Source organism: Zooshikella ganghwensis DSM 15267 (assembly GCF_000428585.1).
GTDB lineage: Bacteria > Pseudomonadota > Gammaproteobacteria > Pseudomonadales > Zooshikellaceae > Zooshikella > Zooshikella ganghwensis.
On record NZ_AUAF01000009.1, the window covers coordinates 76,688 to 90,864 of the forward strand.

Here is a 14,177-nt window from a genome sequence, read left to right on the forward strand (position 1 = left end):
CGTTTTGTATTACATGAGGTTATTTTTTCTTGGACGACGTACCCCTTAGTTTTTTACTGGGCTGTTTGGTTATTCTTATTCTACTGTCTGCGTTTTTCTCCAGCTCTGAAACGGGCATGATGGCACTTAATCGCTATCGACTCAGACACTTGGTTAAACAAAAAAATCGCTCCGCTATGCGTGCACAAGCACTCTTGGAACGACCCGATCGTTTAATCGGTGTGATTCTGATTGGCAATAACTTTGTTAACATTCTTGCTTCAGCAATTGCAACGGTGATTGCCATTCAACTTTGGGGAGAAGCAGGTATTGCCATTGCCACGGCTATTTTGACCCTGGTTATTCTGATTTTTGCAGAGGTCACCCCCAAGACACTTGCCGCACTTAGTCCAGAGCGAATTGCATTTCCTGCATCATGGATTCTCAAACCATTACTATGGTTGCTCTATCCTGCTGTATGGCTGATCAATGGTATTAGTAACGGGCTACTACGTTTATTTGGTGTGGATACTTCAGATATTCCTGAAGATCATCTAACAACCGAAGAACTTCGAACAATTGTTCATGAGTCAGCAGGAAGACTTCCACGGCGCCGTAAAGGTATGTTACTTGGGATTTTAGACCTGGAAAAAGTCACCGTTAATGACATCATGATTCCACGCCAGGATATTATTGGAATTGATCTAAGTGATGACCTTGCAGCCATCCTGCAGCAACTTCGATCCAGTCAACATACCCGTATGCCAGTCTACAAAGGGGACATTAATAATGTCGTAGGCATGCTACATATGCGTGATGCGTTACGTGTCTTGAGTCTTGCTGAACCCAGCAAAGATGCGCTACTACAAGAGTCGACTGAGGTATTATTTATTCCAGAAAATACCCCATTACATACACAGCTGTTTAATTTTCAGCAGGATAAAGAGCGGATTGGCCTGGTTGTTGACGAGTATGGTGACGTACAGGGATTAGCCACCTTAGAGGATATACTAGAGGAAATTGTAGGAGAATTTACCACAGGCTTACCAGACAGCGACCTCGACATTAATCCTCAGGGCGATGGTTCATATATTGTAGGAGGTCTAACCAGTATTCGAGATATAAATCGGACACTAGGTTGGAAGATGCCCAGCGAAGGCCCAAAAACACTTAACGGTCTTATCCTTGAGTTCTTAGAAGCAATTCCTGAGGCCAATGTGTGCCTTAAGATTGATACCTATAAAATCGAAATTTTACAAATTAAGGACAATATTATAAAGCGTGCACGCTTGATTAAAGGAAAAAGTCACTAGTTAGGCAGCTGCAAGCCGCTATGAAGAAAGTGCTCACGCCATTGTTGAAAAACACTGTGAGACGTGAGCCATAACGATTATTTAATGGTTAACACTAAAACGCTTATAGTGGGGCAGATTTAAATCAATATTAGTTTCAAATACAGTATTCAATAAATCCGCCAACACAATGGCAGTTAAGCCCCAAATTTTAAATTGTTGATACTGATAGCTAGGCAATACAAAGTCATGCCCCCCATAGTTAAGTCGATCCCATCCTAGGTTTTGTGACTTTAGAAAAAAAGCTAAAGGTACCCGAAAGCAGCACTCTAGTTCATCAGGACAAGGTATTAAGTTCGTCTTTGAGGGAATCAAACCCACGAAAGGTGTCACAGAAATACCAAAGCGAGATACAACAGAACGTAGCTGGCCAAGATACTCAACGGATTCAGGAATTATTCGAACTTCCTCATGACTTTCACGAAGTGCCGTTTGCCATAAGTTTTTATCTTGTGGCTCTCGTTTTCCCCCTGGAAATGCTACCTCACCACTATGAGAAGACAAATGATGTGCACGTTGAATTAAAATAATCTCAGGTGATACCGAGCTATTCGTTACTGCAATAAGGACACTCGCTTGGGGTAAGCTTATTTGGTTAATTGGGGGGCGATAATCTGCAAGTTGATGCTTAATCTGCCAAAGCATATCTGTCATCATGATTGTTAATCCAGTTTACACCCTTTTTTGGATGTCCTGAGGCTTATAAGTTTTTTTATACTCAACGTTAACTTTGTTGATTTTATACGTTTATGCATACCAGCACTTACTATAAAGCCTTATTAATTTTTATGTTTTTATAGTGTTTAGCTATTTAACTGTCGCACTTATTAACAACTCAAACACATGTTCATTTTTAGCCAAGCACATCACATTTCCTGCAAAAGCCACCCTCCTTTTATTATTTTCTAAGCAACTGATTTCCAGAGCTTTTTATAATACAAAGTCATTTTAACACTTCAAAAAATAGAACTGGCACACATATTGAGTGAGAACTAAGCAATATCATGTTGGTTTCGCCGTCAGTAGTATAAATATTAACCAACACGGATTATCTGACGGACTAGGGCAAAACCTAGGGATAGATAACAGTTTTATTGGATGTTTCAGGTGACCACATGAAAGTAAAACTTCCAGATTTTGACCACTTAATGAACTTAGCTCGAAATAAACCAGAAGATCTGGAAAAACTTAGAGATCAACTGATTGAGAATACTATCCAGTCTGCTCCCAAAAACTCTCAGCGCAGACTCAGAGGGATTCAATTCCAAGTCGATATGCAAATTCGAAAATCAAATAACCCTATGGCTGCCTGTATTGCAGTATCTGAACTCATGTACAAATCCCTGCAAGAACTTCAGTTATCTCTCAACGATCCTGATTCAATTCATGACCGAATCAACACTCCCCCCCCCACTTGCACACCTGCAGATGTGATTTGCATGAGTGAGAAACGAAACTTGAAACAACTTAAAGTATAGCTCTAGGGACCTGCCCTCTTCCCTCTCTTTCAGTTTACACAATTAGCAGTTTATACTCATAGCCTCAACATCAGGAGTTGAGGCTATGAACTATTGCAGCCACTGCGGTGGTGAAATAACAACTGCTATTCCCGAAGGTGACAATCGACTGCGCTATGTCTGTACTCAGTGCAGCACAATACATTACCAAAATCCGAAAATTGTTGCTGGCTGCTTGCCTGTTTACCAGAATCAAATCTTACTATGCCAGCGTGCTATTCATCCTCGAGCAGGTTATTGGACACTCCCAGCGGGCTTTATGGAGCTTAATGAAACCACCCAGCAAGCTGCAGCGCGAGAAACCTGGGAAGAAGCCTGTGCAACTGTCGAAATAGACAAGTTATATACTTTATTTAACCTGCCTCATATCAATCAGGTTTATTTAATTTTTCTTGCGCAGCTACCCCAACCCATATTTTCACCCGGGGAAGAAAGCTTATCAGCAGAACTCTTCACAGAAGAAACTATACCCTGGGATAATTTAGCTTTTCCAACGATTACTAAAACACTACAGTACTACTTTAGTGACTTGAAACAGCAACAGTTTACCTTTCGCACCATTGACATAGCCCCTCATGCCTCATATCAGCAGGTTAAGTAGTCAACTAACCTGTCAGTGCGATATCACTCAGCTGCCAGACATCAAATGCAGGCTCCTCATAAGGATGGCTTTCACGCAATGCTTTAATAGCAGTATGAATATGTGCATCATCACATACCATCTCTACACGATACTCCTCTACTTGCTCAACCTTTCCTTGCTGACCAAGGTAAGGTGAACTCCCGTTAAGCGGACGAAATTGTCCAAAACCTTTTACCTGCCAGCAGCAACTATCATAACAACCAATACGACCTGCTCCTGCAGCAAATAGTGCAGACTTTACTTGTTCTATAGCTTCCTCGGGTACATAGACACAAAGCTTATACATAGTTGCTTTCCATCCTCACATTAAAAAAATGAATCACATCAGAACCAGGCTTGCTAAATAACACACTAGATAGGAAAGTAACAAAGAGGAAATTGTTTAACCAGAAAAGATTTATAACTTAAAAAAGCTTAGCGCTGAGCGACATAATGTCTTCTAACCACGAGGTTAAAAGCATCGACAACGGTAGGGTCAAATTTTGAATTACTGTTACTGTTTATTTCTGTCACCGCACGTAATAATGTTTTACGAAAGCTCACATCACTATGCTGATGCAATACTTTCTGATAGCTGTCAATAACCGCTAAAATCATGCCACCGATATTAATATGATCTCCTTTTAATCCATGAGGAAAGCCTGTTCCATCAAAATGCTCATGATGATGCTCAATCATATCTGCAGCACCTTGCCAACCTGACATTCTTCGCACAAGTCCCGCCCCTATCCGGACATGATCTTGATACAAAAGCTGTTCTTCCGGTGTCAGTGTTGTATGCTTGTTCAACACTTGCCAAGGCACAAATGCCATACCAATATCGTGTAAATATACAGCGGCACTTAACTCTTCATGCGATACAACATCACCTAACTCTTTATTAATCTCTGCAGCCATTTTAAGCTGCTCATTAAAAGCAGTTCCCTGCTTAAATAAAAATAATCTGTCCAGTTTAACCGCCAACGAATGGAAAAAATCCAAGTCAGAGGTTTTAGCATCTTCAACTTCTTCTGGTGGCTCAATCACACGTTGCTTTTTAGGCGCTAACTGAGATTCTTCTCCACCCACAAGCTGATCTAATAGCTGATTAACAATGTCAACACGACCACTATCATCAGCCTCTCTTACTTGTAAAATAAAGCTTTCTAAAGTGTCTAATAACCCTTGATCCGCTTCACCGACTTGCAATAGTTGCGATATAAGCTCATCAATACGGCTAATGACTGCCAACATGAACTCACCATAGACAGGCTCATAGGCATATTTACCATCACGGATATCAGATACTATTTCCTCCAGTTTATGGCTTACATCCACCAAAGGGTCCAAAAACACCATTCGGCAGTTTCCCTTGAGGGAATGCATTGAGCGAAACAAATCATGAATATCTTCAGAACTAGGGTTTTGTTCTAAACGGTGGCAGCACAATTCAATTTCTTCTTGTGCCTCCTGAAAACAGGTATGAAAGTCGGTCAGGATATCTTGATCTAGCTCGGTGAAAGTCTCACACGTAAACGTACTCATTGAATAGTCCTGCAACTTTAAGGGATTTTCCTATCATTCGACTATAGAGTTTAAATCTAGCAATGACTGAGTTATGTGCCAAATGCTAAAAATAACTATTAGTCATTAATGTCTGCATTTTTATTTCTATCTATTTATCTCTTTAAGCAAAGACTATCCGACACATGATTTCTTTTTGTTTTATCCAGCTTATATACCCTTCATGAATCATTTTTAGGTGTCAAAATAAAGTGGTATATACTCACAGCGAAGGGTTATTTAGGCGAGGCCACCGAGCGCTGAAGCCCCAGGAGCTTAGATAAACTAAATGACTGGGGTGGCAGTTAAATACTCCTGCATAAACTGCATTCCCACCATCCTTGGTGGTCAAGAGCGATGGTAACAAAGCCTAAAAATCATTCGCGAAGAGTACATTCTCATTATTTATTGACGAGGTATTATTTTCAGGAGTTTTCCCTTTGACTCATCCGTTATAAGATAAATGGCTCCATCTCCTCCAACCTCAACATCACGAATACGAGCCGTCATAGCAAACCGCTGTTCTCGTTGAATTCGATTATTGAGTAAAGGTAAACGTACCAACAGTTTTGCTTTTAATGCCCCAACCAATAGTTGCCCTTGCCAACGCTTGAATAATTCTCCGTAATAAATAGTCATTCCTGATGGAGCAATAGAAGGAACCCAATACCACTCAGGAGAAATCATTCCCGGCAAAGAGGTAAACTTAGAAATTAATAAACCACTGTACTCACGGCCATATGTCACCATCGGCCAGCCATAGTTCTTTCCCGCTTTTAACCGATTGACTTCATCTCCTCCTAACGGTCCATGCTCATGCAACCACATAGTATTTGTTTTGATATCATAAACAAGTCCCTGTGGATTTCGGTGCCCATAGCTGAATATTTCGCTTCGTTTATCTGATGAATTACTAAATGGATTATCTGCAGCCGGTTTACCTTCATCCGTCAAGCGTAAAACCTTGCCAAAGTCATTTGTTAGATGTTGAGCTCTACTTCGCTCTCCTCGATCCCCTACCGTAACATAAAGCAGATGCTTAGTATCAAAAGCGAGCCGAGAACCAAAGTGATGTGTATTATCAGAAACCGCTTGAGCACTATAAATTGTTTCAAGCTGGGTTAATTGAGGAGGATTAACCGTAATTTTGGCTCGCGCTACAGCGGTGGTATAACCACTGGATAATGCTTGACTGTAAGAGAAATAAACCCAGTGGTTTTTGGGATAATTTGGATGCAGCACAATATCTAACAGCCCACCTTGCCCCCCATAAGCAATGGGAAGGTCAAGATTGAACTGAGCTTTTTTCTTACCTTGTTGATCCAGTAAAGCTATCTGTCCACGCTTAAGTGTTACCAATACATGACGTGTTTGATTAACCCAAGCCATTGCCCAGGGGTATTCTAGTTGATCATTAAGGGTAATGATGTGTAATCTATCGTCAGCGTAAAGGCCATTCCCCAATAATAAAAAGGTGAGTAATAAAGTGATAACTCTGAGTGATACCCACATAGTAATCACCACATAAATTAGTGAGTCAAACAACGTTTAGGAATACATATACCCACAAGAGCATACGTTCATTCAATATCAAAACAAATAATAAAGGACTATAAGGTAATAATATGACAAGCATGGAAAATAAAACGATTGTCATAACAGGTGCGAGTCGAGGCATTGGTCGTGCTATCGCGCTTAAATGCGCAGCTGCCGGTGCCAATATTGTTGTAACAGGAAAAACCAGCGAACCCCATAGTAAATTACCAGGCACTATTCATAGTGTAGCGGCAGAAGTAGAGGCTGCTGGTGGCAAGGCACTTGCCGTACAAATGGATGTCCGCGATGAACAACAAGTTCAGCAGATGGTGACGCAAACTGTAGAACGGTTTGGCGGTATTGATGCATTAATCAATAATGCAGGTGCCATTAAACTGCTCCCTGTTGAAACACTTCCTATTAAACGCTATGACCTAATGCAGCAAGTAAATAGTCGGGCATTATTTATTTGTGCTCAAGCAGTACTTCTCTACCTAAAAAAATCATCTAACCCACATATTTTGAGCCTTTCCCCCCCTATTAGTTTGCAGCCAAAGTGGCTGAAAAAATTTGCTCCCTACACACTCTCAAAATATGGTATGACTATTTTAGCGTTAGGAATGGCTGAAGAATTTAAAAAGTATCATATTGCTGTAAATACCTTATGGCCTAAAACTGTTATTGCAACAGCTGCCGTTGCTTTTGAAGTAGGCAGTGAAGAAACATTCCAGTACTGCCGTACAGCTGACATTATGGCCGATGCAGCGTTTAAAATATTAAGTCTTTCTCATGAAACACTTAATGGGCAAACCTTGGTCGATGAATCTTTTCTAAAAAGCCAGGGCATCAGCGATTTTGAACAGTACCGTTATGACCGTACAGCTAACAAAACACTCATGAACGACTTATTTATTGATGACGAGTAAGTAAATACTCTATCGCTGAAATAGACTTCAGGGCTATTTCAGCGTCGTTGAAAGAAGCTCAGTAGTCTAACTGGTTCAATTATTTCAAAAAAAGAATTACCTTGGATTAAAGCTTCCAAAATACTACTTTTGATAGTTATTTTGGTAAGTCTCATCACCCATTATTTGAATTTGCTGATCAATCATCGCATTAAATACGGTGAGGGGGCTTTCAAGAAGTGTTTGATCGTTGACTAACTCGCGCAATGCTACTACAACCGCTTCTACAGTAGAAAGGTAAGCATGATTGGGTACTTTTCTGATTCGATAAGTTGATGGTTCACATTGACTTAAAACGATAGAAGGCAAACTGTGTAACTGAGGATTCAAATACCAAATTTTTTTCGCTTTCCTCCATGTCCCATCTATAACAATCAGATTCCACGATTGAAGATCAGAGTCTTGTAAATAATTCAGCTGAAATGTGTTGACTGACACGGCATGATCACTTGGAAACAAGACCACACACGGCTGTTGGAGTATTTGCTCAAACTCTTGATGATTGCTAAAGCACTCTCCCACTATATGTATTGAGTTATCAATACATAAATCCAATATCTTTGCCGTGCCAATGGCTTTCTTTTGCTCAGAAGGATGCTGAAGTATCACAAGGTTCATAGGCGCTTGGGAACGAGTGATATATTTACACAAACAAACTGAAGCGGGCCGCTGACAGCGTATACATACTTTTCTAGGCATAAAAGGCGAATATCTTTGTCATAAAAACGTTAAGGACTATACTTCAGCACACTATGGTTGGATATACTGACGAATAATTTCATCATAACGACCACTCCTCTTTATCGCCTCTAGCCCCTTATTGAATTCATCTCGTGCTGTTTTATTTTTAAATGCAACTCGGTAGTGACTTGGGGGAAAAATGTTATGGGTAGTAATAGGTTGTGACGTATCAACATACTTTTTTTCAGAGTTACGATAAAAACGGAAAATATTGGTATCCAGAACGATAGCTTCAACTCTTCCAGCAAATAGCATTCTAATTTGTGTTGACTGTCTAGCCTTTTCAGAATACTGGCCATTATTATTTGCCATGGCAGCAAACTCTGCGCCTAAATAAATCTTTGCATACTGGAAAGCCATGACTGACTTATCAGCCAGATCATTCACAGATTCTATTTGAAAATTATGCTTGGCTAAACTGATAACCGAGTTTTGGTAAGTGATATGGCTATCAGAAAAAAAGGCATTATTTAAACCTGCAGCTTCGTTGACGGTTAAGGCCGCATCAACCGTACCATCAGCCATATGTTCCACAACTCTGGCTAAGGGTAAGTAGACTGGATGAATAGTATATCCTTGTTTTTCTAGAATCTCTCTGACAACGTCTAACTCCATCCCTTTATCCCCTTCTTTGATCACATAAGGGGGTAATGCCAAGCCAACTGCCATAATGAGTGTTTCTGCAGGTAATGGGCGGGCAAAAGCGATCATTATATAAACCAACGCTAGCCAACACCAAACGCACAATGAACATTTATTAAAACTCATTATAATTCCTTCTGAGGCTTGCAGTTTGCACTATGAGTAAGCATTGCTAACTTACAATGATGAATGCTCAATAGCCTCTACGATAACCAGTCAACAGCATGAACACAGCCAAGTAGTGTGATAACTATGCAGTTAATTCTATCTTTACTGCAACAAATGAGTGTTTTTTTTGTGATTGCTTATTTGTTTAGCAAAACGCCCATTTTTAAACCATTAGTCAACATTTCGATCCAGTTTCCCCACAAAGTTGTAATTTATCTGGTTTTCTCCAGTTTTTGTATCATGGGTACCTATTTTGGCTTGGAAATTCACGATGCCATTGCGAATACCCGTGCCGTTGGTGCAGTTTTAGGTGGCTTACTGGGAGGCCCTTTGGTTGGTTTTTTCGTAGGGCTTACCGGAGGATTACACCGATATTCTCTTGGCGGCTTTACCGATCTAGCCTGTGCCATTTCAACCACTATTGAAGGACTGTTTGCCGGCCTTGTGCATTTTTATTTACTCAACAAACATCGTAAGATCGATACGCTCTTTACGCCTTATATTGCCTTTCTTACCACCCTGGTAGCAGAAATAGCCCAGATGGTCGTTATCTTGATTGTCGCTAAACCTTTCTCCGAAGCCTGGAGTCTCGTCAAACTCATTGCACCTCCTATGATATTAGCCAACTCAGCTGGTGCGGCGTTGTTCATGAATATTATTCGTGACCAGAAAACCATGTATGAAAAGTTCAGCCAGGCCTTTTCCGCGAAAGCCCTAAAAATAGCCGAACGCACAGTAGGTATTCTCGCAACAGGTTTTAATGAAGAAAACAGTGCTCGTATCGCCCAAATAATTTACGAAGAAACCGGTGTCGGAGCAGTCGCTATAACCGACTGTGAAAAGATTTTAGCGTTTATCGGCCATGGCGATGATCATCACTTACCTGGCACCCCTATCTCATCAACCATGACCTTTAAAGCAATTCAGCATAATCAAGTCATTTTTGCTGATGGTGTAGAGGTTCCCTACCGTTGCTCAATTCAAGCTCAATGCGGGTTAGGCTCTGTAGTGGTGATCCCCTTGCAAGGTGATAATGAGCAAGTCATCGGGACCATTAAGCTTTACGAGCCTAAACATAAATTATTCGTCAATATTAATCGTACCTTAGGGGAAGGTATCGCTCGCCTCATATCTAACCAAATCTTAAGTGGCTTACATGAGCAGCAAAAGCGCTTATTAATTCAAGCCGAGCTCAAACTCATTCAAGCTCAAATTAACCCACACTTTCTATTTAATGCACTTAATACCATCAGCGCGATTATTCGCAAGCAACCAGAAGAAGCCAGGGAACTACTGCTTCACCTCTCACGTTTTTTCCGAAAAAACCTAAAACGAGATTGTGAATCAGCCACATTAGAAGATGAAATTGACCACGTTCACTCCTATCTAAAAATTGAGCACGCTCGTTTTGCTGACCGCCTAACCGTAAAAATTGATATTCCAGAACAGTTAAATTCTATTCAAGTCCCCACATTCACTTTGCAACCCATTGTTGAAAATGCGATCAAGCATGGTATCGCGCATTGCCTTGAGGCTGGTGAAATAATCATTAGTGGCACTCGGCAAGACTCACTACTTGTCCTTAGCGTTGAAGATAATGCTGGTCTTTATGAAAATAAACCAAGAAGTGATGGACTCGGTATGGGTATTGTTGATAAACGCATCAAAGCACGTTACGGCAATCGCTATGGGCTTGAGGTACAATGCCAACCAAACCAATGGACACGAATAACAATAACATTACCCATTGAGGAGTCTGGTGATGATTAGCGCTTTACTGGTAGATGATGAACCTCTGGCTCGGGAAGCACTGGCAGACCTGCTTAGTAGCGACCCAGAAATCTCGATTATTGGCCAAGCCAGCAATGCCATCGAAGCCTTGCAAATGATTAATGGCCTGCACCCTGATGTCGTGTTTTTGGATATACAAATGCCTCGGGTCAGTGGCCTAGAATTAGTCAGTATGCTGAATATGGATGATGCTCCCTACATTGTGTTTGTCACTGCCTATGATGAGTATGCTATCCGTGCTTTTGAAGACAATGCGTTTGATTATCTATTAAAACCCGTTGAACCATCACGCCTACAAAAAACTTTAGCAAGACTCAAAAAAAACTATCAGCAACCACCTTCACTCAACCCCTTAGCCAGTGCCGACTTACAACTTATTCCATGTTATCTGCAAAACAGAATACGGCTAATTAAAATTGATGATGTGGAGTTTGCCTTTTCTGATTTGTCAGGAGTCCATGTAATGAGTGAAGAAGGTACAAGCCATACCCAGCTCACCTTAAAAACGCTGGAAAGCAAAACACCACTATTGCATTGCCACCGCCAATATCTCATCAATATCAATGCCATACGGGAAATTCAATTATTAGAGAATGGTCTGGCAGAAATCATTACTCAGCATGGCCATAAAGTACCCGTGAGTCGACGTTACTTAAAAATGCTTAAAGATCGATTTGGGCTACAGTAGTTTTGATTATCCTGAACAAGTCGTAGGCCCTAGCTGAAATAGCTCACTTTAAGATGTTCATGCCACAAACCTTAAATTGAGCTATGCGCTTGGCAGCTCATCTCTAACTAGGGTATTGAGCAATCACTTCTTAAGTTCCTAAGTTTCTCAAGAACAATAGTCCACTGAGACTGAAGAGCAGAGCCATAAAAACATTTAATTAACTTACATTTTAAGCGAAATATCTTTTGGTTTTTACTTTTATTGTTTTGGATTTCAGAAAACAGCCACTCTTTATCAAAACCTTCCCATACTCCAGCAGTAGCCAATAAATTCCCATAACAAACTGGCGCCACATCATAAATAAGTATTTCATTCAGTTCTGACTCTGTGAATGGCGTTTGCAATAATTGCTTTGCAATAAACTTTAACTCCAAACCCTTTAACTCAGTGTCAAGAAATAATTCTGAGATAGAATACCATGCTATTTCGTAGTATTCCTGCTGTTGTTTTTTCATTCCAAAAAATCTCAATAAACACAACATCAGCAACCTGTATAGTCTTCACAACCCGCCTTAAACAGCATGCTGAACTTTACATGGATTTCCAAAAGCCACACTGTTATCAGGAATAGCTTTAGTAACAACACTTCCGGCACCTATAACGCAGTTATTTCCTATCTTAACCCCTGGTAAAATGGATACATTTCCACCAATCCAAACATCATTACCAATTGAAATGCTTACGCCATACTCAATCGAGCGGCGCTCAATTCCATTTAAAGGGTGTGTCGCTGTAGATATCATGACTTGAGGGCCAATAAAAACATTATCGCCAATTTTAACACTACAGGCGTCAAGAATCGTCAAGTTATGATTTGAATAGAAATTACTTCCTAACTCGATATTATAGCCATAGTCACAAAAAAATTTGGCTCAATATGAGCAGAGTCCTTTATTAAAAGCAGACTGGATAGTAAGGACATTCGTTCATCTAATCGAGTAGGATCAAACTGATTAAAACGCTGGCAAATACTTTTTGCAAACATTCTTTCCCCGAGTAGAACATCATCCCAGGAATTATAGGGGAGTCCTGCCAGCATTTTCTCTTTTTCCGTCATTTACTCAATTCCATATTGGTCATTTATTTTTCATCACCCTACATAAAAACTAAAGCTAAGCATAGAGGCTAATCATGCCTCGTTAGCGGATGCTACAAATGGTAATACCAAGCAATATGTAACTCGCTTAAAAACCATTCGTATTGGATATATTTTGCTTTACAAAAATTAAGTTTTTAGTATTAAAGCCAAACGCCTCAGCTTGTTCTACAAAGCGGTCAATAACCCCTTGAGTTAAAGTTGGCTTTCTTGAAAGAAGCCATAAGTACGACAGGTCTGGGCCAGATACAAATGCATACTCATAGTTTTCATCATCCAGCTCGAACACAACATAAGAGCCATAAAATGGTCCAAAAAATGAAACCTTGAGATAACCCTCTTCTGTTCCATTAACAAAATAGGCTTTACCCTCTGCTTCCTTCCATTGCTTTTCTGTTGGTGAATACCCCCTATTTTTAACACTTACACCACCATCATCACGCATTGAATATTCTGCAGTCACCTGCTCCAAACCTCGCTCAAATGAATGATCAAGTCTTGCAATTTCATACCACCTGCCTAAATATCGACTAAGGTCAAACTCTTTAACAGGAGAAACCTTAGCAGGCATTCCGAGACAACCTGTCAATAAGATGGATATTGCGAAAATAAAAGTTAGCTTCATGCATAAGCCTCGACTGAAAAACTAATAATCATTCAAGTAGGAAACCAGAGAGGTTTTAGGTAATTTTCCTTTATGAAAGTTATTTTTTAAAGAATCGTTCATAGAACACGCTGCAAACCGTTCAACGTAAGCTATCATAATCGCTATAAAGTACCACAAGCGCTTACTCAAAGGTATTTACGAACAGAAAAATGAGGGTTTAAAGTCTAAGTGATGTATTTCATACAGTATTTACTGTGAGTGGATGACTTTTCTAGACAGTTTCTAGGTTTTGAAAATACGCTGCTTCAGCTTTTGCTGGTGAACTCAAATAACCTGCCTTAGCTATCAGTGTTCGTTTGTTTGTTATATGTTTTAATGTGTCCCCTCGGTGAAGGTGTGTAAGAGCAAATTTTTCTAACCAACTACACAGTTGCCGAGCGGACACAAAGCTGATCACTGGGTACTCACTTTGAGTCAATCAAAGAAGCTAAGATTACCAGATGATAAGGGCTGTGCCTATTTGCAACACAACCCATTTCTTTGCTCTTCTAGCTGTTTTTCTAGTTTTTTCACTTTTTCGTTTAGTTCATTAATTGCTGCAATCAGTGGAACCACCAGCCGTGAATAGTTCACACCTAACAAGTCTCTGTATTGGTCATGAAATACAGCTAGAGGATATACTTTTTGAACATCTTGTGCGATAACACCTATTTCTTCCTTATAGTCTAAATCTAACCTTTTGTAAGAGTAAGGTTTAATTGTAGCCAGTTTATCAAGTGGTTTTTCTAAAGGTTTTAAATCCGTTTTAATATTTATGTCACTTAACGCCATTCCGCCTAAAGTATCAAAGTACTGTGCTGACGCTATT

The 14,177-nt window shown here is 40.1% G+C and carries 17 protein-coding genes; 6 read left to right on the plus strand and 11 right to left on the minus strand.

All coding sequences use genetic code 11. The features are described 5' to 3' along the window. Window positions 1–29: 29 nt before the first annotated feature. Entirely contained in the window at window positions 30–1,292 is a 1,263-nt protein-coding gene (locus F607_RS0103740) for an HlyC/CorC family transporter (RefSeq protein ID WP_027706988.1), read from the plus strand. Between the two features lie 81 nt (window positions 1,293–1,373). On the opposite strand, the gene F607_RS0103745 is transcribed toward F607_RS0103740, so the two are convergent. Beyond that, window positions 1,374–1,988, minus strand: coding sequence for an NUDIX hydrolase (locus F607_RS0103745; protein ID WP_051310829.1), 615 nt, complete (start codon window positions 1,986–1,988; stop codon window positions 1,374–1,376). Window positions 1,989–2,446: 458 nt separating this feature from the next. On the opposite strand from F607_RS0103745, the gene F607_RS28020 reads away from it, so the two are divergent. Beyond that, complete coding sequence (locus F607_RS28020; RefSeq protein ID WP_051310831.1) at window positions 2,447–2,809, plus strand: DUF3135 domain-containing protein; 363 nt, start codon at window positions 2,447–2,449, stop codon at window positions 2,807–2,809. An 85-nt stretch (window positions 2,810–2,894) separates the two neighbouring features. Continuing rightward, complete coding sequence (locus F607_RS0103755) at window positions 2,895–3,449, plus strand: NUDIX hydrolase (protein ID WP_027706990.1); 555 nt, start codon at window positions 2,895–2,897, stop codon at window positions 3,447–3,449. A gap of 4 nt (window positions 3,450–3,453) precedes the next feature. Here F607_RS0103755 and F607_RS0103760 read toward each other — a convergent pair whose 3' ends face one another. The 3 genes from F607_RS0103760 to F607_RS0103770 form a co-directional block, all read right to left on the minus strand. Continuing rightward, window positions 3,454–3,777 carry a YqfO family protein gene (locus tag F607_RS0103760; protein ID WP_027706991.1) on the minus strand — a complete coding sequence of 108 codons (324 nt, stop codon included), beginning with the start codon at window positions 3,775–3,777 and terminating at the stop codon, window positions 3,454–3,456. Window positions 3,778–3,905: 128 nt separating this feature from the next. Next, entirely contained in the window at window positions 3,906–5,015 is a 1,110-nt protein-coding gene (locus F607_RS0103765) for an HD domain-containing phosphohydrolase (protein ID WP_027706992.1), read from the minus strand. A gap of 423 nt (window positions 5,016–5,438) precedes the next feature. After that, window positions 5,439–6,545, minus strand: a complete 1,107-nt coding sequence (locus tag F607_RS0103770; RefSeq protein ID WP_038289895.1) for a PQQ-dependent sugar dehydrogenase — start codon at window positions 6,543–6,545, stop codon at window positions 5,439–5,441. Window positions 6,546–6,658: 113 nt separating this feature from the next. On the opposite strand from F607_RS0103770, the gene F607_RS0103775 reads away from it, so the two are divergent. Next, a complete protein-coding gene (locus F607_RS0103775) occupies window positions 6,659–7,495 on the plus strand; it encodes an SDR family oxidoreductase (RefSeq protein WP_027706994.1) in 837 nt (278 codons plus the stop codon). Between the two features lie 123 nt (window positions 7,496–7,618). Here F607_RS0103775 and F607_RS0103780 read toward each other — a convergent pair whose 3' ends face one another. Together F607_RS0103780 and F607_RS0103785 are read right to left on the minus strand one after the other, a co-directional pair. Beyond that, the gene (locus tag F607_RS0103780; protein ID WP_084611089.1) at window positions 7,619–8,233 is read right to left on the minus strand and encodes a tRNA-uridine aminocarboxypropyltransferase; all 615 of its coding nucleotides are present in this window, start codon (window positions 8,231–8,233) and stop codon (window positions 7,619–7,621) included. A gap of 51 nt (window positions 8,234–8,284) precedes the next feature. Then, window positions 8,285–9,043 (minus strand): substrate-binding periplasmic protein, encoded by a 759-nt coding sequence (locus F607_RS0103785; protein ID WP_051310835.1) that lies wholly within the window; start codon window positions 9,041–9,043, stop codon window positions 8,285–8,287. 126 nt (window positions 9,044–9,169) lie between these two features. Between F607_RS0103785 and F607_RS0103790 the strand changes: the two genes are divergently transcribed. Further along, entirely contained in the window at window positions 9,170–10,855 is a 1,686-nt protein-coding gene (locus F607_RS0103790) for a sensor histidine kinase (protein ID WP_027706997.1), read from the plus strand. After that, window positions 10,848–11,564, plus strand: coding sequence for a two-component system response regulator BtsR (gene btsR / locus F607_RS0103795; RefSeq protein WP_027706998.1), 717 nt, complete (start codon window positions 10,848–10,850; stop codon window positions 11,562–11,564). Before F607_RS0103790 ends, btsR begins: the two co-directional genes overlap by 8 nt. Before the next feature lie 107 nt (window positions 11,565–11,671). On the opposite strand, the gene F607_RS32510 is transcribed toward btsR, so the two are convergent. From F607_RS32510 to F607_RS28035, 5 genes are all read right to left on the minus strand, one after another. Beyond that, a complete protein-coding gene (locus F607_RS32510) occupies window positions 11,672–12,061 on the minus strand; it encodes a DUF7079 family protein (protein ID WP_051310837.1) in 390 nt (129 codons plus the stop codon). 57 nt (window positions 12,062–12,118) lie between these two features. Further along, the gene (locus F607_RS35400; RefSeq protein ID WP_230400359.1) at window positions 12,119–12,412 is read right to left on the minus strand and encodes a DapH/DapD/GlmU-related protein; all 294 of its coding nucleotides are present in this window, start codon (window positions 12,410–12,412) and stop codon (window positions 12,119–12,121) included. Window positions 12,413–12,438: 26 nt separating this feature from the next. Then, window positions 12,439–12,663 carry a maltose acetyltransferase domain-containing protein gene (locus tag F607_RS35405; RefSeq protein ID WP_157365372.1) on the minus strand — a complete coding sequence of 75 codons (225 nt, stop codon included), beginning with the start codon at window positions 12,661–12,663 and terminating at the stop codon, window positions 12,439–12,441. Window positions 12,664–12,790: 127 nt separating this feature from the next. Next, entirely contained in the window at window positions 12,791–13,327 is a 537-nt protein-coding gene (locus F607_RS0103810) for a lipocalin family protein (RefSeq protein ID WP_027706999.1), read from the minus strand. A gap of 498 nt (window positions 13,328–13,825) precedes the next feature. Beyond that, window positions 13,826–14,177 (minus strand): tail fiber domain-containing protein (locus F607_RS28035; RefSeq protein ID WP_157365373.1); only part of this gene is annotated, 352 nt, incomplete at its 5' end.

Excerpts from the sequence above, each read along its gene's own strand:
- F607_RS0103745 (WP_051310829.1), bottom strand. The coding sequence starts at position 1,988 with ATGATGACAGATATGCTTTGGCAGATTAAGCATCAACTTGCAGATTAT.
- F607_RS28020 (WP_051310831.1), top strand. The coding sequence starts at position 2,447 with ATGAAAGTAAAACTTCCAGATTTTGACCACTTAATGAACTTAGCTCGA.
- F607_RS0103755 (WP_027706990.1), top strand. The coding sequence starts at position 2,895 with ATGAACTATTGCAGCCACTGCGGTGGTGAAATAACAACTGCTATTCCC.
- F607_RS0103760 (WP_027706991.1), bottom strand. The coding sequence starts at position 3,777 with ATGTATAAGCTTTGTGTCTATGTACCCGAGGAAGCTATAGAACAAGTA.
- F607_RS0103765 (WP_027706992.1), bottom strand. The coding sequence starts at position 5,015 with ATGAGTACGTTTACGTGTGAGACTTTCACCGAGCTAGATCAAGATATC.
- F607_RS0103770 (WP_038289895.1), bottom strand. The coding sequence starts at position 6,545 with ATGTGGGTATCACTCAGAGTTATCACTTTATTACTCACCTTTTTATTA.
- F607_RS0103775 (WP_027706994.1), top strand. The coding sequence starts at position 6,659 with ATGACAAGCATGGAAAATAAAACGATTGTCATAACAGGTGCGAGTCGA.
- F607_RS0103780 (WP_084611089.1), bottom strand. The coding sequence starts at position 8,233 with ATGCCTAGAAAAGTATGTATACGCTGTCAGCGGCCCGCTTCAGTTTGT.
- F607_RS0103785 (WP_051310835.1), bottom strand. The coding sequence starts at position 9,043 with ATGAGTTTTAATAAATGTTCATTGTGCGTTTGGTGTTGGCTAGCGTTG.
- F607_RS0103790 (WP_027706997.1), top strand. The coding sequence starts at position 9,170 with ATGCAGTTAATTCTATCTTTACTGCAACAAATGAGTGTTTTTTTTGTG.
- btsR (WP_027706998.1), top strand. The coding sequence starts at position 10,848 with ATGATTAGCGCTTTACTGGTAGATGATGAACCTCTGGCTCGGGAAGCA.
- F607_RS32510 (WP_051310837.1), bottom strand. The coding sequence starts at position 12,061 with ATGAAAAAACAACAGCAGGAATACTACGAAATAGCATGGTATTCTATC.
- F607_RS35405 (WP_157365372.1), bottom strand. The coding sequence starts at position 12,663 with ATGACGGAAAAAGAGAAAATGCTGGCAGGACTCCCCTATAATTCCTGG.
- F607_RS0103810 (WP_027706999.1), bottom strand. The coding sequence starts at position 13,327 with ATGAAGCTAACTTTTATTTTCGCAATATCCATCTTATTGACAGGTTGT.